This window comes from Cupriavidus basilensis (assembly GCF_008801925.2).
GTDB classification, from domain to species: Bacteria; Pseudomonadota; Gammaproteobacteria; order Burkholderiales; family Burkholderiaceae; genus Cupriavidus; species Cupriavidus basilensis.
Genome location: NZ_CP062803.1, coordinates 1518821 through 1537602, shown reverse-complemented (window position 1 = coordinate 1537602; position 18782 = coordinate 1518821). Strand labels below are relative to the sequence as shown.

The window sequence follows — 18782 nt, the reverse complement described above, 5'->3', positions numbered from 1 at the left end:
CCCCAACCCCGTGCCCGCCCGGGCCGTCATTAGACCTAGAACCCTCGGGAGCCTCTCTTGAAAGCAGTATTGAATGTCGGCAGCGCAGCTTGCCTGGCCCTTCTTGGCCTGTGCCACAGCGCCTTTGCACAAACCTACCCGACCAAGCCAATCCGCCTGATCGTGCCGTTTGCCGCGGGTGGCACCACGGACATCGTGGGCCGCGCGGTGGCCGACGGCATCGGCCGTGAGCTTGGCCAGGTCGTGGTGGTGGAGAACCGCGGCGGCGGTGGCGGTGCGATCGGCGCCGACGCGCTGGCCAAGTCCGCGCCCGATGGCTACACGCTGGGCATTGCGACGGTCAGCACCATGGCGACCAACCCCGCCACCAACGCCCGCAACCCCTACGACCCGATCAAGGACTTCACGCCCATTACCAATCTGGTCAATGTGCCGAACGTGCTGACGATCAACCCCAAGGTGCCGGCCAAGAACCTGCAGGAGTTCATCGCGCTGGTCAAGGCCAACCCCGGCAAGTACAGCTATGCGTCGGCAGGCAAAGGCAGCATCTCCCACCTCGACGGCGAACTGTTCAAGTTCCTGACCAAGACCGACATGGTCCACATTCCCTACCGTGGATCGGGCCCCGCCCTGAACGACACGCTGGCAGGCCAGGTCAGCGGCCAGTTCGACAACCTGCCCTCGTCCATGCCGCACATCCAGGCCGGCAAGCTGCGCGCCCTCGCAGTGGCGGCGCCCAAGCGCGTGGACGGCTTGCCCGATGTGCCGACCTTTGCCGAAGCCGGCATGAAGGACATGAACAACATGGCCTGGTACGGCCTGGTGGCTCCCGCCGGCACGCCAGCCGCGATCATCGCCAAGGTGCATGACGCTGCCGTGAAGACCTTGCAGGACCCGAACGTGAAACGCCGCCTGGCGGAAAGCGGCGCCTACCCTGACGGCAATACGCCGCAGCAATACGCCGCGCAGATCAAGCGCGAGCTGGAAATGCGCAAGAAGATCGCACGCGACCAGAACATTACCCTCGAGTAACCGGTAACCGGTAACGTCGCAACGGCCTGGCTGCCTGCAGCCGGGCCTTGCCAGGGCTCGCGCCTTCGGCAAACCCGCCTCGCCCCCCTTCCCTTTCCGCCCCCCCCTGAAAACAACGCTTGCCTTGATCTGGCGCATAGCCGGTCAGGCCAATAAGCGGTTCAATACAGTGGGAAGAAAGATTAACTTCGCAGGGTCATCCCAAGTCGGTAGAGTCACCCTGGTCTGACGACCATTTTTGCGGCCATGCCCCCTGCCCGTGGCCATTGCTCTCGAACTACCCTAGCTTTACTCACGAGGATGAAAATGCGCAACAAGACCGTACCCGCCCTGATGATCGCCGCCCTCACCGCCTTTGGCGGCGTGCAGTTGGCGCACGCCCAGAAAAACTACACGGATGGCGGCGACCTTTATGGCGGCGCCCATACCAACAAGACGGACCCGAACAAGAGCGCCGCCAAGGCCGGCAAGTTCGATCCGTACACGGATGGCGCGAAGAAATCGACCAAGTCGAACCTGAACGCTTCCGGCACCAAGAAGAAGGCCGATCCCTATACGGACGGGGCCAAGGCTGGCAAGCCCGATCCGTACACGGACGGCGCCAAGGCCGGCAAGTTCGATCCGTACACGGACGGGGCCAAGGCCGGCAAGTTCGACCCCTATACCGACGGGGCCAAGGCCAAGCAGTAAGCCGCGACGGAAGCAGCAGGCAGTAAGCCGCGACGGAAGCAGCAGGCAGCAAGCAGCCCGTCTCGCCGGATGGTGCGCCAGCGCACCATCCGGGCCGCAGGGAACAGGCAAGATCAGCCAGCGGGATCGCCTCGGCAATGCCCAACGCCCGCTTGAAACGCCATCTGAGCCAGATGGCGCCGCATGTGGAAATGTGAGAAATATCCGAGAATGCATCCGGAAGGCCGCCTACGGCATGAACCGTAGCGCAGCCTTACCCTTTCGCGATCCCGGACCTCTCCTTTTCGGAGACCATCATGCTAGACCTGCTGCTCCTAATGGCTTCTTCCTTGGTGCTGGCCGTGCTCATCTTCAAGGGATAAGGGATACCGACGAAGGAATGAAGGCCGCAAAGCAACAAGGAAGGCCAAAGCGCAAGCCGCTTCAAGCTGCGGCCAGGGCCGCCTTCGTGCCGCCCATCGTGCCTTCCTCGCGCAAGCGCACGTGCCAGGCCAGCGCCTCCTCGATGAGGTGCGGCGTATGCCCGCCACGGCGCGTGGCGCGCGTCACGTAATCACGCAGCAAGTCCCGATACAACGGATCCGCGCAGTTGGCGATGATCTGCTGCGCGCGCTCGCGTGGCGCCAGGCCGCGCAGATCGGCCAGGCCGTGCTCGGTCACAATGATGTCGACATCATGCTCGGTGTGGTCCACGTGGGACACCATCGGCACGATGCTGGAGATGGCGCCAGCCTTTGCCATCGACTTGGTGACGAACACCGACAAATGCGCATTGCGCGCGAAGTCTCCCGACCCGCCGATGCCGTTCATCATATGCGTGCCGCCCACGTGCGTGGAGTTCACGTTGCCGTAGATATCGCACTCCAGCGCCGTGTTGATGGTGATCAGCCCGAGCCGGCGCAGCAGTTCCGGATGGTTGCTGATCTCCTGCGGGCGCAGGATCACGCGCGCTTTGTATCGCTCCAGGTCTGCCAGGAAGCGCGCGTAGACGGCGCTGGTCAACGTCACCGATGACGCAGAGGCAAAGCGCAGCCGCCCGGCGTCCAGCAGCTCGATCGTGCTGTCTTGCAGCACCTCCGAATACATCGTGAGATCGCGGAACGGGGAATCGACCAGGCCATGCAGCACGGCGTTGGCGATCGTGCCGATGCCGGCTTGCAGCGGCTGCAGCGACGGCGCCAGCCGGCCTGAGCGCACTTCATGCGACAGGAAATCGTTCAGGTGCCCGGCGATCTGGCGCGTTTCCTGGTCGGGCGGCAGCGCATTGGACGGGCTATCGTCCTTTTGCGTGATCACGATGGCGGCGATCTTCGCGGGGTCCACAGGAATAGCGGGCGAGCCGATGCGCTGGTCCACCGAGACCAGCGGAATGGGCTGGCGATGTGGCCGCGCCGTCGGCAGGTAGATGTCGTGCAGGCCTTCGAGGCCGGCCGGCATGCTGAGGTTGATCTCGACGATCACCTTCTGCGCCAGCATCGCGAAGCTGGCGGAGTTGCCGACCGAAGTCGACGGCACGATGCCGCCGGATTCGGTGATCGCGACCGCCTCCACCACTGCCACGTCCACCGGCGCGATCTGGTGCCCGCGCAGTTGCTCCACGGTTTCGGACAGGTGCTGGTCGATGAACATCACCTCGCCCGCGTTGATCTTGCGCCGCAAGGTGGCATCCACCTGGAACGGCAGGCGCCGCGCCAGCACATTGGCCTCGGCCAGCATCTTGTCGGTGTCGTTGCCCAGCGAAGCGCCTGTCATCAGCGTGATGCGCAGCGGCTCGTGCGCCGCGCGCCTGGCCAGCGCTTGCGGCACCGCCTTGCAGTCGCCGGCGCGGGTGAAGCCGCTCATGCCTACGGTCATGCCGTCCCGGATCATCGCCGCCGCGGCCTCGGCCGGCATGACCTTGTCGAGCAGGCTGGCCAGCCGGATACGTTCCTTGTACATCTTATGTCTCCATGATGCCCGTCCCGGCCAGTAAGGCCGCGCCGCGCGCCGTGGCAAGGCCAGGTGCCCAGCTCGGCTCGCGCTTCCTACCGGCGGGTAAGGCGCAGACAGGCAGTGTAGCCACGGCAGGCACATTCCTGCGGCGATATAAAATCATGAAAATCAGTCGCAAATCTCATACATCCCAACGCCCGCGCCAGCCCGGAGCGCGCAAAGGCAGCCCGCGCACATTGTGCGCGGTGCCGCCCTTTATGCTCTACAGTAGTTAGCACGGTCATGCTGCCAGGATGCAGGCAACACACGACGCGCGTCGCGCGGTGCCTGTGCCGGCAACGGACTGCCAAAACAGCCGTCTGGGGGAGACACCATGCTGGCGGAAAGCGAAGCGCGACAGGCCCAGTTGCTGGCCGACCTGATGCAGTTCGCCCAGGGCCGCCTGCCCGGCGACGTGTTCGTCCAGGCCGAGCCATTCCTGCGGCACTACTACGACCTGGCCGACGCCGAGGACCTGCTCAAGCGCAACGTGGCCGATCTCTATGGCGCGGTCATGGCGCACTGGCAGACCGCCCAGCGCTTTGTCCCGGGCAATGCGCGGCTGCGCGTCTACAACCCCAACCTCGAGCAGCACGGCTGGCACTCCGACCACTCGGTGGTGGAGATCGTCAACGACGACATGCCGTTCCTGGTCGACTCCGTCACCATGGAGATCAACCGGCTGGGGCTGGCCCTGCATTCCGCGATCCACCCGGTCTTCCGGGTCTGGCGCAACGCGGATGGCACCATCGCCAAGGTGGGCCTGGGTGGCGAGGGCGACACCACTGCGAGCGACCCCGCCGGCGGTCCCCGGCTCGAATCCTTCATCCATTTCGAAGTGGACCGCTGCGGCGACACCGCCACGCAGGAGGCCTTGCGCAACGGCATTGCCCGCGTGCTGGGCGACGTGCGTGCCGCGGTGCAAGACTGGCCGGCGATGACCGCCATCACCCGCGCCACCATCGACAAGCTGGCGCAGGGCCCGGATGGCAACCAGCCCGACACACAGGAAGCCTGCGCCTTCCTGCAGTGGATGCTGGACGAGCATTTCACCTTCCTCGGCCAGCGCGACTATGAACTGGTCGCCCAGGACGACCGCTACTACCTGCGCGGCGTGCCCGGCTCCGGCACCGGCATCCTGAGCGAAATCCTGCACCCGCCCGAGCAGAACACACTGACCGAGCTGCCCGCGGCGGCCACCTCGGTCATCGAAGACAGGTCACCGATCTTCGTGACCAAAGCCAATTCGCGCTCTACCGTACACCGGCCCGGCTACCTGGACTACGTCGGCATCAAACTGACGGACGCCAACGGCAAGCTCTTTGGAGAGCGGCGCTTCGTGGGCCTCTACACGTCCACCACCTACATGATGTCGTGCGAGGACATCCCGCTGGTGCGGCGCAAGTTCGGCAACATCCTGGCGCGCGCGGGCTTCCTGACCAAGGGCCATCTCTACAAATCGCTGGTGACCATCGTCGAGCAATACCCGCGCGACGAACTGTTCCAGGCCGAGGAAGACGAACTGTTCCACATCACGCTGGGCATCCTGCGCCTGCAGGAGCATCAGCGCATCCGCCTGTTCGTGCGGCGCGACCGCTTCGACCGCTTCGTCTCCTGCCTGGTGTTCGTGCCGCGCGACAAGTACAACACGGATCTGCGCCAGCGCATCCAGAAGCTGCTGATGACCGCTTTTTGCGGCAACAGCTGCGAGTTCACGCCGCAACTCTCCGAGTCGCCGCTCGCGCGCATCCAGCTGATCGTGCGCGGCGAGCCCGGCACCATGCCCGAGGTCAACCCGGACGAGCTGGAAGAGCGCATTGTGCAAGCCGCCCGCCGCTGGCAGGACGACCTTGCCGCCGCCCTGCTCGACAGCACCGGCGAGGAGCAAGGCAACCGGCTGCTGCGCCGCTACGGCGACTCCTTCCCCGCCGGCTACCGGGAGGACTACCCGGCCCGCATCGCCGTGCGCGACATCGAACTGATGGAGGCGGCACAGGCCACCGGCGGCATCGCCATGAACCTGTACCGTCCCATCGAAGCCGCGCCCGGCGCATTCCGCTTCAAGGTCTACCGCGCCCGCGAGCCCATTGCGCTGTCGCTCAGCCTGCCGATGCTGGAGCACCTTGGCGTGCGCGTGGACGAAGAGCGCCCCTACCTGATCGAGCCCAACGGCTCGGCACCGGTGTGGGTCCATGATTTCGGACTGGAAATGGCCGATGGGATTGCGGCCGGCATCGATCTTGGCGCCGATATCGCGCGCATCAAGGCACTGTTCGAGGACGCCTTCGCGCGCGCCTGGAGCGGCGAGATCGAGAACGACGACTTCAACCGCCTGGTGCTGCGCGCCGAGCTCGCCGCGCGCGACGTGACCATCCTGCGCGCCTATGCCCGCTACCTTCGCCAGGTCGGGTCGACCTTCAGCGATGCCTATATCGAGCGGGCGCTGACCGGCAACCCGGCTATCGCCTCGCGCTTCGTGGAACTGTTCGTCGCGCGCTTCGACCCCGCCACGGAAAGCGCCCGCGCCGCGCGCTGCGAGCGCCTGCAGCAAGCCATCGGCACGGAGCTGGACCAGGTGCCCAACCTTGACGAAGACCGCATCCTGCGCCTGTTCCTGGGCGTGATCAACGCCACGGTGCGCACCAACTATTTCCGCCACGGCCCCGACGGCGGGCCCCGCCCTTACCTGTCGTTCAAGTTCAACCCCGCGCTGGTGCCCGGCCTGCCCGAGCCGCGCCCGATGTTCGAGATCTGGGTCTACTCCCCGCGCGTGGAAGGCGTACACCTGCGCGGCGGCCCGGTGGCGCGTGGCGGCCTGCGCTGGTCCGACCGGCGCGAGGATTTCCGCACCGAGGTGCTGGGGCTGATGAAGGCCCAGATGGTGAAGAACACGGTGATCGTGCCGGTGGGCAGCAAGGGCGGGTTCGTGGTCAAGCGCCCGCCGCCAGCGAACGACCGCGACGCCTTCCTGCAGGAAGGCATAGCCTGCTACCAGACCTTCCTGCGCGGCCTGCTCGATGTCACCGACAACCGCGTCGCCGGCACCTTGGTGCCGCCGCCGGAAGTGGTGCGCGAAGATGGCGACGACCCCTATCTGGTGGTCGCCGCCGACAAGGGCACGGCCAGCTTCTCCGACTACGCCAACGCGATCTCCGCCGAGTACGGCTTCTGGCTCAGCGACGCGTTTGCCTCGGGCGGCTCGGTCGGCTATGACCACAAGAAAATGGCCATCACGGCGCGCGGTGCCTGGGAATCGGTCAAGCGCCATTTCCGCGAGATGGGCGTCGACATCCAGTCCACGGACTTCACCGTCGCCGGCATCGGCGACATGTCGGGCGACGTGTTCGGCAACGGCATGCTGCTGTCGCCCCATATCAAGCTGGTGGCCGCGTTCGACCATCGCCATATCTTCCTGGACCCCAACCCCGACCCCGCCGCCAGCTTGCGCGAGCGCCAGCGCCTGTTCGCGTTGCCGCGCTCGAGCTGGGCGGACTACGACATGGCCCTGGTCTCCGCCGGTGGCGGGCTGTTTGCGCGCACCGCCAAGACCATTGCGATCACGCCAGAGGTGCAGGCGAGCCTCGGCATCAGCGCGAGCGTGCTCTCACCCGCCGAACTAGTCCACGCGATCCTGTTGGCGCCAGTCGACCTGCTCTATAACGGCGGCATCGGCACCTATGTCAAATCCAGCCGCGAGAGCCATCTGCAAGTGGGCGATCGCGCCAACGACGCGGTGCGCGTCAACGGCGCCGAGCTGCGCTGCAAGGTGGTGGGCGAAGGCGGCAACCTCGGCTTCACGCAGCTTGGCCGCATCGAGTTCGCACTCAATGGCGGGCGGATCAACACCGATGCGATCGACAACTCTGCCGGCGTCGATTGCTCCGACCATGAGGTCAATATCAAGATCCTCCTGGGGCTGGTGGTGGCGGATGGCGAAATGACCGAGAAGCAACGCAACAAGCTGCTCGCGGAGATGACTGACGAAGTCGGCTTGCTGGTGCTCGAGGACAACTACTACCAAAGCCAGGCGCTGTCGGTTGCCGGGCGCAACGCCGCCGCGCTGCTCGATGCGGAGGGGCGGCTGATCCGGTGGCTGGAGCGCGCCGGCCGCCTCAAGCGCGCGTTGGAATTCCTCCCGACCGAGGACGAGTTGGGTGAGCGCAAGGCCGCCGGGCTGGGCCTCACCTCGCCCGAACGCGCGGTGCTGCTGGCCTACAGCAAGATGTGGCTGTATGACGAGTTGCTCACGTCTGCGCTGCCTGAGGACCCGCTGGTGGCCGGCCTTCTGCCCGCCTATTTTCCGCAGCCGCTGCGCGAGCGGCACGCCGACACCATGCTGCGCCATCCGCTGCGCCGGGAGATCCTCGCCACGCACCTCACCAACACGCTGGTCAACCGCATCGGCGCCACCTTTGTCCACCGCATGCAGGAAGAAACCGATGCGCGGCCCGCGGACATCGTACGCGCCTGCCTGATTGCGCGCGACGTGTTCGGCCTGGACCCGCTCTGGCTGCGCATCGACGCGCTGGACAACCAGGTCGACGATGCCGTGCAGGCACGCATGTTTGTCGCCGTGGGACGGCTGCTGGACCATGCCAGCCTGTGGTTCCTGCGGCATCCGCACGCGGGCGGCCCCACCGATGGCGACAGCGCGCGCTACGCCGAAGCCGCGGCCTGGCTCACGCCACAGCTACCCACGCTGCTGGCCGGTCCAGAGGCCACCGCGCTGGCGCAATGGCGGCAGGACCTGAGGCAGTCCGGCGTGGACGATGAACTGGCCCTGCGCGTGGCTGCGGGGGAAAGCTCCGCGGCGGCACTGGACATCGCCGATGTGGCAGCGGCCACGCAGCGCAGCCTGGCGCTGGTGGCGGGCGTCTATTTCGCGCTCGATACGGAGTTCAGTTTTAGCTGGCTGCGCGAACGCGCCCTGGCGTTGCCAGCCGACAGCCATTGGGACCTGCTGGCGCGCACCACGACGCTCGAAGACCTCGACCGCCTCAAGCGCGCGCTCACGGTCAGCGTGCTGGCGCAGCCACAGGAACTGGATACGCCAGCAAAACTGATCGAGGCATGGCGCGGCGGGCGCCAGGCACAGATCGAACGCTTCTCGCGCATGCTGGCGGATCAGCGCGCATCGGGCGCGGCCGGCCTGTCGATGCTGTCGGTGGCGGTACGGGAAATCGGCGCGCTGGAACGCAGCCAGCAAGCCCGGTAGACGCAGGCGCGGCCGATTGGCGACAATGGGGGCCTTAGCCAGCGCGCTTGCACCGGACCCCCGATGAACAAACCCGTCAAAGCCGCGATTGCTGCGGCGATCGTCGTCGCTGCCACCAGCTACGCCAGCCCCTACTGGGCGCTCTACCAGATGCGCACCGCCATCGAGACGCGCGATGCCGACAAGTTCTCCCGCTACGTCGACTATCCGGCCCTGCGGGAAAGCCTGAAGGCGCAGTTGACGTTGTCCCTGCAGAAAAAGCTCGGCACGCCCGCCTTGCAGAACACGCCCTTTGCCGGCATCGGGCAGGCAATCGGCGTGGCAGTCATCAACACCATGATCGACACCATGGTGTCGCCCGCCGGCGTCATGGCGCTCATGGCCGGCGAGAAGCCCGCCGCGGCGCCACAGCCAGCACCCCCCGCACGCCCAGCCCCCGCACCCGCGGAAAACAAGGGCGAACCCGCCGGCCACGCCAAGGACGAAGCTGCCAAGGACGCGCTGAAATACAGTTTGTCCTATCGGGCGCTGAATACCGTGGAAGCTTCGGCCACCAAGGACAATGGCGAGCGCATTCTCATTGGCCTGACGCGCCAAGGCATATGGACATGGAAATGGAGCAGCATCGTGCTGCCGGAGCTTTCCAAGCCTTAGGCCATATTTAGCCTAAGGTCTCTTTTGGACCTTAGGCCCGTGTTGGACCTCAGGCTTTGATACCAGGATTCACCGGCCCCATTTCGCCTCGAGCAGCACCGCCGCCTTGATGGCATCGATGGTCTCCTCCTCGGTCCTGAAATCGCCCAGCAGCCGCTTGGACTTGCCGCTGAGCACTGCGGCCTGGAGCGCCTTGCCGGATGCCTCCGACGTACCCGGACTCCAGCAATAGCGCGCCGTCCATGTGCCATCCTGCAAACGCTCGGCTACCCAGATGACGCGAAAATCCTCGAACACTACCCCGAAAGGCTCGTCTTCGTTCATTGCAACCTCCACAACACGCGATCGCTCCCCTCGAACACCACGGCCGTGCGCGCGCGTGCCGTGTCAGCAACATCGCCCGGCCGGGATCGGCATCTGTCCGGGCGACACGTCGCCGTCAGGGCGGCGATCTGGTTGATCGCGAGATGCTAGCACGCAGCCTCGCCGCCGTGCCCACCATGGCGCACTACTGCTCTGATCGTGGTGGTATCTAGTCGGCAGGGATCTCGTGGCTGCCGTGCGCCAGGAGGCTCCCCGGGATGTCGCCGAGCATGCGCGGCCTGCGCGGCTGCAACTCCAGGCCCAGGCGGATTAGCAGCTCGAACGCATCTGCCAGCAGATGCTGCTGGCGCGGCAACAAGCTGGCATAGGGCATGTCGTAGATGGACTGGTGCGCGCCACGCGCACCTTTGAGGCCGCGATCGCGGGCCATGTCGGACAACAGCGCGGCAAAGCCGCTCAGGTCCTCGGCGGCCAGGGCGGTGTTGAGCACCGCGGCCAGCACATGGGGCGGTGACGAACCCCACCCCATGGCATCGGCATTTGCGGCGGATTCTTCGGAAGCGTCGAATGAGTTCATACCCGGATTAACGACAGCGATCCCCCGCCATGTAGGCCGGCCGGCGAAACTTCTGTTCGAGCCAATGCATGGCCAGGAAGGCCTGAGAGGCCACCAGGATCAATCAGTCAGCCCGCGGCATAGGCAACATGGTCCACCGTCGCATCGATCAGCCGGCAAGCGCGCGCCTGCGCCCGGTCAGCGACTTCCATGAGTTCGCCCTGCTCATGCCCCACCCACGACTGCAGCGGCGACGGATTGCGCACCGCGCCTTTGGCCTCCTGGACGATCGAGGCACTCACCAGGCATCCGCGCTCATGCTGCTGTACCGAGATCAAAATCACGTAGCCTCGGTAATGCTGTGTTCTGGATTCATTCATTGCGTCTCCCTTTGGCGGCCATCGTAGCATGCCGCAGCGCAGCGTCCAGCTAGCCGCGGCAAGGGGTTGCCTGGCCTAGGTCCGGTCCTGCGGGCGATCCTGTGGGCGGCGCCCCATGCGCCAGACATTGGGCGGCTCCCCGTGGGCGGCATTCTGGAACATCCAGGCGCCGCAGACCGTGCAGCGCCAAGGCCGGTCCACCCAGCGCGAGTTGATGTCCATGCCAAGCGCGCCCGCACCCGATGCGGCCAGGTTCTCATGCGGCTCCACCGTGGTCGGCGCACCAACGAGAAGATGGCAGAGATCGCAAGCGTGCATGCCTTACTCCAACGAAACGCTCACTCCGGCGAGGGCGGAGTGCCAAAGGGATCAGCGCTCTGCTGGCCCGGCACCTCGGTCAGGTCGAACTCGTCACGCGCCTTGTCCACCACGGCCCGGATACTCCTCTCATAACCCGCGGCATTGCCGAAGGCCTTCATATCCCAGTTGCGCCCGCGCGCATCGCGCGCATGCGCTTGCGGCGCCGGCACCCGGATCTTCGCGCCGTCCTCCACAACGTCATCAAGACGCTGGATGCGCCGGCTCACCTCGTCCTGCAAGGCCCTGGCTGCGCGCTCGCGTTTGGCCATCCCTTACTCCTATCGTATGCGTTGCACGCGGTAAACGGCATCCGGCCAAACCAGTGCCCCGGGACCCTGCGCACAGCAAACGTCTGCCTGCAAAGACATGCACGTCACACGGTCCATGGATTGATTGTAGAGTCCGCGGCCCCTTCGCGACAAACCTGATTAGCCTGATGGATCGGCAAAGGGCTTCCCTAGCCCGCCACGTCATTGGTCACCGCAACCGCAACGGGCGGGTGCACCTCACCGAACACGGACAAGCGGATAGGCATGCCAGCCAGTATGTTGGCAATGTCCTGCTCCGTGGGTTGCCAGAAAGAATGCATCACGCCACGCGCCGCATCGAGGTGCACCGGCAGCCCCGAGAATTCCCCGTCCCTGGCGGCATCCCAGCCCAGGGGCTCGCCGACCACGAGGTTGGTGTGCTTGGTTTTCACGGGTGGCATCATGGCGCTCTCCACTGTGGAGCAAACTCCGTGATGTAGGGAGCTGCTCAGACCCCGGTGGGATCGCCAACGGCGGCCATCATCCAATAATGAGACATTTCGTCAGCAACGGCATCGGACAGATGCATTAGGCCGTTTAGCGCGGCTTCGCCCAACTCCGGGTGTAGCCAATGCCTTGACTACAGCGTCAGCAATCTGTGCACCGAGAAAAGCTGGAAATTCACCCGTTCTGACTCGCCGGATGGCCTGGACGCCGCCACGTCAGCACAGGCCACGGACGGCCTGGCCGGACGCCAAGAGCCAAGCCAGGCTGTACGTCATCGGGCATCGACACCGCCACACTCAAGGCCCTGCCCCGTCCCATCGACAGCCTGTGAGCGAGCATGATGGACCGTGTCAGCGGTGGCTGCGTCGACGCTAAAAGATTAAGGCGAATTCGATGAGGCTCGTTGCCGCGTGTTTTGGCCGGGCCAAATGCCGGCATTTTGAACAGGCAACAAAAAACCCGCACAACAATCGCTGTGCGGGTTCTTCTTAATACTGGTCGGGGCGAGAGGATTTGAACCTCCGACCACCTGCACCCCATGCAGGTACGCTACCAGGCTGCGCTACGCCCCGAAAGAAAAAGATTATATCAGAAGCTTTTTAAAAATGGCTAGTCATTAGTGCACTTTTTATTCGCGCTTCGCGATCTGTTGAAGTTGCGCGAGCAGGTGCTGCACATCCACCAGTTCGTTGCGCAGGTTGTTGAGGTCGAGCGCGAAAACCGGCGCTTCACCGGCGGCGTCCGCTGCCAGCGCTTGTTCGTCCTCGGCAGCGGCATGGCTGTGCTGCCGCCCTTCGTCGAGGCGATTGCGGGCGCCATTGATCGTGAAGCCCTGTTCGTACAGCAGGTCGCGGATGCGCCGGATCAGCAGGACCTCATGATGCTGGTAGTAACGCCGGTTGCCGCGTCGCTTGACGGGCTTGAGTTGCGTGAACTCCTGCTCCCAGTAGCGCAGCACATGCGGCTTGACGGCGCAAAGCTCGCTGACTTCCCCAATGGTGAAGTAGCGTTTGGCGGGAATCGGCGGCAACAAGATGCGTTCGCTGGATCGTTCCGACATACGGTGAATGGGCGGGCTTCAGGCCGTGCCGGGAGAGGTTGTGGTACTCGCGCGGGCTAGCGCGCAAACAAGCGTGATACAGGGATTCAGCAGGATAACGAGTCGTCGTGCTGCTGGCAAACGATCAGCCGGGCACCGGCACCAGGCCAGCACGCTCTTCCACCAGGCCCTTGAGCTTCTGGCTGGCATGGAACGTCACCACGCGTCGTGCCGTGATAGGAATGATCTCGCCCGTCTTGGGATTGCGGCCGGGACGTTGCGGCTTGTCGCGCAGCTGGAAATTGCCGAAGCCGGAGAGCTTGACGCTGTCACCCTGTTCCAGCGCTTCGCGAATCACGTCGAAGAAAGCTTCGACCATGTCCTTGGACTCGCGCTTGTTGAGACCAACCTGGTCGAACAGCATTTCAGCGAGCTCGGCCTTGGTGAGGGTCGGCACTTCGGCAACGCGAGCGTCGGAAGTATCGTCGTCGAGCGAGGCTGCCTGGCGGTCGCCCGCTTCACCCACTGCAGAGGCCATGAGATACGCGTGTCGATCGTTCATTGTCATTCGGTGTGGCGATCCGCCCGGATGCGGAAGTCCGGGCGCTCCATTGTCATGTCAGCTGGTGGATCAGCCGCGCAACCGCGCCTGGAATGCAGCGCCGGCGGCCTCGACCATGCAACGCACCGCGCTGTCGACGGTTTCGTCCTGGAGGGTCGACCCAGTATCTTGCAAGGTCAAGCGGAACGCAAGGCTTTTCTCGTCCGCACCAATGGCCGCCGAAGCCGCCTTTGGACGGAACTCGTCGAACAGCACCAGGCTCTGGCAATAGCGGGCGGAGCCCTGTTTTTCCAGGGCTTCGCGCATGGCGTCGAGCAGGTCCTGCACGCGCACCGACTGCTTTACCACCAGTGCCAGGTCGCGTACGGCGGCCGGGAACTTGGAGATTTCGGTGTAGCTGGGCAGGCCCACTTCACGCAGTGCCTGCAGGTCCAGTTCGAACACGACCGGCGCTTGCGTCAGTTCGTACTCCTGCAGCCAGCGCGGATGCAGTTCGCCGATCACGCCCGCCACCTTGCCGTCGATCACCACCTGCGCGGCACGGCCTGGATGCAGCGCGGGATGCGATACCGGCTCGAAGCGCGCGACACGCGGGAACAGCAACGCCTCGACATCGCCCTTGACGTCGAAGAAGTCCACCGGGCGGGTGGCGATGCCCCACTGCTCCTCGAAGGCCGGGCCGTAGGCAATGCCGCCTGCAACCATCGGCTGGCGATAGCCGGCTACCGTCAGGCCGCCATCGGCAACCGAGGCGTCGCGATGGAACACGCGGCCCACTTCAAACATCCGCACACGCGATGCCTTGCGGTTGAGGTTGTAGCGCACCTTGTCGAGCAGGCCACCGATCAGCGTGGAACGCATCACCGCCAGTTGGCTGGCGATCGGGTTCAGCAGGCGGATCGGGTTGTCGTTGCCGGCGAAGTCGCGCTCCCACTTCTCTTCGACGAAGGCGAAGTTGATCACCTCCTGGTAGTCGCGCGCGGCAATCGCGTGGCGCACCGCATGGGTCGAGCGGCGGGCTTCGTCGGTCGGGCGCATCTCGCTTTCGGCGATCGGCGGGCGTGCCGGGATACGCTCGAAGCCATAGATGCGGGCCACTTCCTCGATCAGGTCTTCCTCGATCTCGATATCGAAGCGATAGCTCGGCGGCGTGACCACGAACACTTCGCCGTCCGCGCCTTGCTCGCGGGTGAACGGCAACTGCAGGCGCTGAAACACGTCGGCGATGACCGCAGGCGACAGCTCGATGCCAAGCACGCGCTCGGCACGCGCCACGCGCAGCCGCACCGGCTTGCGTTGCGGCAGGTTGACAATCTGGTCGTCGACCGGGCCGGCCTGGCCGCCGCAGATCTCGAGGATCAGCGCGCTGATGCGCTCGATATGCTCAACCGTGGTGGCGTAGTCCACGCCACGTTCGAAGCGATGTCCGGCATCGGTCGAGAAGTTGAAGCGGCGCGAGCGGCCCTGGATGGCTTGCGGCCACCAGAAGGCGGCTTCAAGGTAGATGTTGGTGGTGTCGAGCGTCACGGCGGTGCTGTCTCCGCCCATGATGCCGGCCAGGCTCTCGATCTCCTTGTCGTCGGCGATCACGCCGACCTGCTCGTCGAGCTCCACGGTATTGCCGTTGAGCAGCTTGAGTTGCTCGCCCTTGCGGCCCCAGCGCACATCCAGCCCGCCGTGGATCTTGTCCAGGTCGAAGACGTGCGAGGGGCGGCCGAGCTCGAGCATCACGTAGTTGGAGATGTCGACCAGCGCGGAGATGCTGCGCTGCCCTGCCCGCTCCAGGCGCTGCACCATCCATGCCGGCGTGGCCGCGTGCGCGTTCACGCCGCGGATGACACGGCCCGAGAAACGGCCGCACAGGTCAGGGGCGGAAATCTTCACCGGCAGCTTGTCGGCCAGCGTCACGGCAACCGGCTTCATCTCCGGCAGGCGCAGCGCGGCACCGGTCAGCGCGGCGACTTCGCGCGCCACGCCGTGAATCGACAGGCAGTCGGCCTTGTTGGGGGTGAGCTTGATGACGAAGACCTGGTCATCCAGGTCCAGGTACTCGCGAATGTCCATGCCGATCTTGGCATCCTCGGGCAGGAGCATCAGGCCGCCGTGGTCCTCCGACAGCTTGAGCTCGCGCGCCGAGCAGAGCATGCCGAAGCTGTCCACACCGCGCAGCTTGCCCACCTTGATCTCGAACGGCTTGCCGCCCGCCTCGGACGGCGGCAGCACCGCGCCGACCAGCGCGCAAGGCACCAGGATGCCGGGTGCCACATTGGGCGCGCCGCAAACGATCTGCAGGGTCTCGCCGGTGCCGGCATCGACCTGGCAAACGTTGAGACGGTCCGCGTTGGGATGGCGCTCGGTGGAAAGCACGCGCGCCACCACCACCTTGTTGAAAGGCGGCGCGACCGGGCCGACCTCTTCCACTTCCAGCCCGGCCATGGTCAGGCTGTGCGAGAGCGCATCGGTGGAAATCTTGTCGGGATTGACGAAACTGCGAAGCCAGGATTCCGAGAATTGCATGGCGCTTCTGATCCGGTAAGTATTCTGTTCTGGGGTGTCGGTGACGATGTGCTCTGGCGCGGATACGCGCCTCAGGCGAACTGGCGCAGGAAACGCGCGTCGCCTTCGAAGAACAGGCGCAGATCGTTGATGCCGTAGCGGAGCATGGTCAGGCGTTCAAGGCCGGAACCGAAGGCAAAGCCGATATAGCGCTCGGGGTCCAGGCCCATATTGCGCAGCACATTGGGGTGCACCTGGCCCGAGCCGGAAATCTCCAGCCACTTGCCATTGCCGAAAGCCATGTCGATTTCCGCCGACGGTTCGGTGAACGGGAAGTACGAGGGGCGGAAACGCACCTGGATGTCATCGCGCTCGAAGAACTTGCGCAGGAAGTCCGTGTACACGCCCTTGAGGTCGGCAAAGCTCACGTCATCGCCGATCCACAGGCCTTCAACCTGGTTGAACATCGGCGAGTGCGTGGCGTCGCTGTCGACGCGGTAAGTACGGCCGGGGCAGATCACCTTGATCGGCGGCATCTCGCGGCCCTTGTACTTCTCCACGTGCATGCGCGCATAGCGCACCTGCATCGGGCTGGTGTGGGTACGCAGCAGCAGCAGCTTGCCGTCGCTGTCGCGCCCGTCCACATAGAAGGTGTCCTGCATCGAACGGGCCGGATGATTGTCCGGGTTGTTCAATGCGGTGAAGTTCATCCAGTCCGTTTCGATTTCGGGGCCATCGGCCACATCGAAGCCCACCGAGCCGAAGATCTGCTCGACGCGCTCCCAGGTGCGCATCACCGGGTGCAGGCTGCCACGGGCAACCGCGCGGCCCGGCAGCGTGACGTCGATGGCTTCGGCGGCCAGCCGCGCGTTCATCAGCGCATCGGCCAACGCCTGGCGGCGTGCCTGCAGCGCAGCCTCGACCTGCTGCTTGGCCTGGTTGATGCGCGCGCCTTCGCTCTTGCGCGTTTCCGGGTCGAGCTTGCCGAGGCTCTTGAGCAGCTCGGTGAGCGCACCGGTCTTGCCGAGAAAGCGGGCTTTTTCGTTTTCCAGCGTGGCGTTGTCGTTGGCTGCAGCGAAGGCGGCCTGGGCGTCGGCGACGATTTGATCCGGATCCAGAGACATGGCGGCGGTCGGCGATAAATTTGGCGTCCGGGTCACGCTGGGCCCGGGCGTGGGTTGGCACTAAGTGCGATGTGGGTGCAGAGTCCGCGCGGCACCGGGGGCGGCGCGGGCTTCGTTTCGGATGTCGTCTTGCATCGAACCGGGAACGGCGCGCGAAACGGTATCCGAAATGAAAACGGGGCTCGGTGAGGAGCCCCGTTTCTGCAGGTCCGGCCGAACCGCCATCACGGCGACAAGCGCTGCTCAGGCAAATTCGGCGGAAATGCTGTCGACCTTGCGGTCGGTGCTTGCCCGGGCTGCCACACTAGACACTAGCGTGGCAGCCCGGAGCCGGCATCAGGCAACGGTGGCTTTCACCTGGTTGACGATGGCGGCAAAGGCAGGCTTGTCATGAATAGCCATGTCCGACAGCACCTTGCGGTCCAGCTCAATCGAAGCCCGCTTCAGGCCGTTCATGAACACGCTGTAGGTCATGCCATGCTCACGCGAAGCAGCATTGATACGCGCAATCCAGAGAGCGCGGAACACGCGCTTCTTGTTGCGGCGATCGCGGTATGCGTACTGGCCAGCACGCATGACCGCCTGCTTGGCGATACGGTAGACGTTATTACGGCGGCCGCGGAAACCCTTGGCGGCGACGATGACTTTCTTATGGCGGGCCCGTGCAGTGACCCCACGTTTTACTCGAGGCATGTAATGCTCCTTTCGTTTTCGTTAGGGTTATGCGTAAGGCATCATTGCGCGAACGGACTTCAGGTTCGTCTCATGGACGTCCTGGGTGCCGCGCAACTGGCGCTTATTCTTGGTGGTCTTCTTGGTCAAGATGTGACGCTTGAAGGCCTGGCCACGCTTGAACGAACCATTCGGACGCGCAGTAAAGCGCTTGGAGGCGCTTTTCTTGGTCTTCATCTTCGGCATGAAATACTCCAGCTTCTATGACATGCATGCAGGTGGCCAGCTAACGCCGACACTTGCAAAACCCGCATCCACTTATTGTTGCGCTAAAGCCGCGTGCGGCCTCTGCGCTGCTTTCGCACGACGCCGCGCCCGGAGGGATTCCCCTCCGGGCCGCAGCGACGCGCAAAATCTTACTTCTTCTTCTTGGGAGACAGCACCATCACCATCTGGCGGCCTTCCATCTTCGGCATCTGCTCGACCTGGCCAACTTCTTCCAGATCCGCCTTCAGGCGTTCGAGCACACGCGCGCCGATTTCCTGGTGCGCCATCTCACGGCCGCGGAAACGCAGCGTGATCTTGGTCTTGTCGCCGTCCTCGAGGAAGCGCTTCAGGTTGCGCAGCTTGACGTTGTAGTCGCCATCATCCGTACCCGGCCGGAACTTGACTTCCTTGACCTGGATGATCTTCTGCTTCAGCTTGGCGTCGTGCGCGCGCTTGGCTTCCTCGTACTTGAACTTGCCGTAATCCATGATACGGGCAACCGGCGGCACCGCTGTAGGAGCGATTTCCACCAAGTCCAAGTCCTTATCCTCAGCCAGGCGGAGCGCGTCCATGAACTTGACGATGCCGAGCTGCTCGTTATCAACCCCGACCAGGCGCAATTCGGGTGCGCTGATTTCGCGATTGATGCGATGACCTTTGTCTGTAGCGATGTTGCGTTACCTCA

Annotated in this window: 18 protein-coding genes and 1 tRNA gene; 4 read left to right on the top strand and 15 right to left on the bottom strand. The window is 64.6% G+C overall.

From position 1 onward, the window contains the following. Positions 1 to 57 precede the first annotated feature (57 nt). Together F7R26_RS06995 and F7R26_RS06990 are read left to right on the top strand one after the other, a co-directional pair. Positions 58 to 1032 (top strand): Bug family tripartite tricarboxylate transporter substrate binding protein, encoded by a 975-nt coding sequence (locus tag F7R26_RS06995; RefSeq protein WP_150983941.1) that lies wholly within the window; start codon positions 58 to 60, stop codon positions 1030 to 1032. 306 nt (positions 1033 to 1338) lie between these two features. Further along, positions 1339 to 1722, top strand: coding sequence for a hypothetical protein (locus F7R26_RS06990; RefSeq protein WP_150983940.1), 384 nt, complete (start codon positions 1339 to 1341; stop codon positions 1720 to 1722). A gap of 423 nt (positions 1723 to 2145) precedes the next feature. Here the strand turns inward: F7R26_RS06990 and F7R26_RS06985 are convergent, their stop codons facing one another. Next, on the bottom strand, positions 2146 to 3660 hold the full coding sequence (locus F7R26_RS06985) for an acetyl-CoA hydrolase/transferase family protein (RefSeq protein ID WP_150983939.1): 1515 nt from the start codon (positions 3658 to 3660) through the stop codon (positions 2146 to 2148). Between the two features lie 367 nt (positions 3661 to 4027). On the opposite strand from F7R26_RS06985, the gene F7R26_RS06980 reads away from it, so the two are divergent. Next, positions 4028 to 8908 (top strand): NAD-glutamate dehydrogenase, encoded by a 4881-nt coding sequence (locus F7R26_RS06980; RefSeq protein ID WP_150983938.1) that lies wholly within the window; start codon positions 4028 to 4030, stop codon positions 8906 to 8908. A gap of 63 nt (positions 8909 to 8971) precedes the next feature. Continuing rightward, positions 8972 to 9562, top strand: a complete 591-nt coding sequence (locus F7R26_RS06975; protein ID WP_150983937.1) for a DUF2939 domain-containing protein — start codon at positions 8972 to 8974, stop codon at positions 9560 to 9562. Positions 9563 to 9631: 69 nt separating this feature from the next. Here F7R26_RS06975 and F7R26_RS06970 read toward each other — a convergent pair whose 3' ends face one another. The 14 genes from F7R26_RS06970 to infC all read right to left on the bottom strand — a co-directional run bounded on the left by F7R26_RS06970 (position 9632) and on the right by infC (position 18768). Further along, entirely contained in the window at positions 9632 to 9886 is a 255-nt protein-coding gene (locus F7R26_RS06970) for a hypothetical protein (protein WP_150983936.1), read from the bottom strand. 208 nt (positions 9887 to 10094) lie between these two features. Then, entirely contained in the window at positions 10095 to 10463 is a 369-nt protein-coding gene (locus F7R26_RS06965; protein WP_150983935.1) for a hypothetical protein, read from the bottom strand. Between the two features lie 107 nt (positions 10464 to 10570). Next, a complete protein-coding gene (locus F7R26_RS06960) occupies positions 10571 to 10822 on the bottom strand; it encodes a hypothetical protein (RefSeq protein ID WP_150983934.1) in 252 nt (83 codons plus the stop codon). 75 nt (positions 10823 to 10897) lie between these two features. Further along, positions 10898 to 11140 (bottom strand): hypothetical protein, encoded by a 243-nt coding sequence (locus F7R26_RS06955; RefSeq protein WP_150983933.1) that lies wholly within the window; start codon positions 11138 to 11140, stop codon positions 10898 to 10900. Between the two features lie 20 nt (positions 11141 to 11160). Beyond that, entirely contained in the window at positions 11161 to 11451 is a 291-nt protein-coding gene (locus F7R26_RS06950; protein ID WP_150983932.1) for a hypothetical protein, read from the bottom strand. Between the two features lie 188 nt (positions 11452 to 11639). Continuing rightward, on the bottom strand, positions 11640 to 11894 hold the full coding sequence (locus F7R26_RS06945; RefSeq protein ID WP_150983931.1) for a hypothetical protein: 255 nt from the start codon (positions 11892 to 11894) through the stop codon (positions 11640 to 11642). A 538-nt stretch (positions 11895 to 12432) separates the two neighbouring features. Then, a tRNA-Pro gene (locus tag F7R26_RS06940) sits at positions 12433 to 12509 on the bottom strand. A 56-nt stretch (positions 12510 to 12565) separates the two neighbouring features. Beyond that, a complete protein-coding gene (locus F7R26_RS06935) occupies positions 12566 to 12997 on the bottom strand; it encodes a MerR family transcriptional regulator (RefSeq protein ID WP_150983930.1) in 432 nt (143 codons plus the stop codon). A gap of 124 nt (positions 12998 to 13121) precedes the next feature. Then, positions 13122 to 13538, bottom strand: coding sequence for an integration host factor subunit alpha (locus tag F7R26_RS06930; RefSeq protein ID WP_150983929.1), 417 nt, complete (start codon positions 13536 to 13538; stop codon positions 13122 to 13124). 69 nt (positions 13539 to 13607) lie between these two features. Then, positions 13608 to 16055 carry a phenylalanine--tRNA ligase subunit beta gene (gene pheT, locus F7R26_RS06925; RefSeq protein ID WP_150983928.1) on the bottom strand — a complete coding sequence of 816 codons (2448 nt, stop codon included), beginning with the start codon at positions 16053 to 16055 and terminating at the stop codon, positions 13608 to 13610. 71 nt (positions 16056 to 16126) lie between these two features. Next, complete coding sequence (gene pheS, locus F7R26_RS06920) at positions 16127 to 17158, bottom strand: phenylalanine--tRNA ligase subunit alpha (RefSeq protein ID WP_043345035.1); 1032 nt, start codon at positions 17156 to 17158, stop codon at positions 16127 to 16129. A 336-nt stretch (positions 17159 to 17494) separates the two neighbouring features. Then, the gene (gene rplT, locus F7R26_RS06915) at positions 17495 to 17851 is read right to left on the bottom strand and encodes a 50S ribosomal protein L20 (protein WP_006163216.1); all 357 of its coding nucleotides are present in this window, start codon (positions 17849 to 17851) and stop codon (positions 17495 to 17497) included. Positions 17852 to 17878: 27 nt separating this feature from the next. Beyond that, positions 17879 to 18076, bottom strand: coding sequence for a 50S ribosomal protein L35 (gene rpmI / locus F7R26_RS06910; RefSeq protein WP_006575466.1), 198 nt, complete (start codon positions 18074 to 18076; stop codon positions 17879 to 17881). A gap of 170 nt (positions 18077 to 18246) precedes the next feature. Next, positions 18247 to 18768 carry a translation initiation factor IF-3 gene (infC, locus tag F7R26_RS06905; RefSeq protein WP_081488948.1) on the bottom strand — a complete coding sequence of 174 codons (522 nt, stop codon included), beginning with the start codon at positions 18766 to 18768 and terminating at the stop codon, positions 18247 to 18249. Between the last annotated feature and the right edge of the window lie 14 nt (positions 18769 to 18782).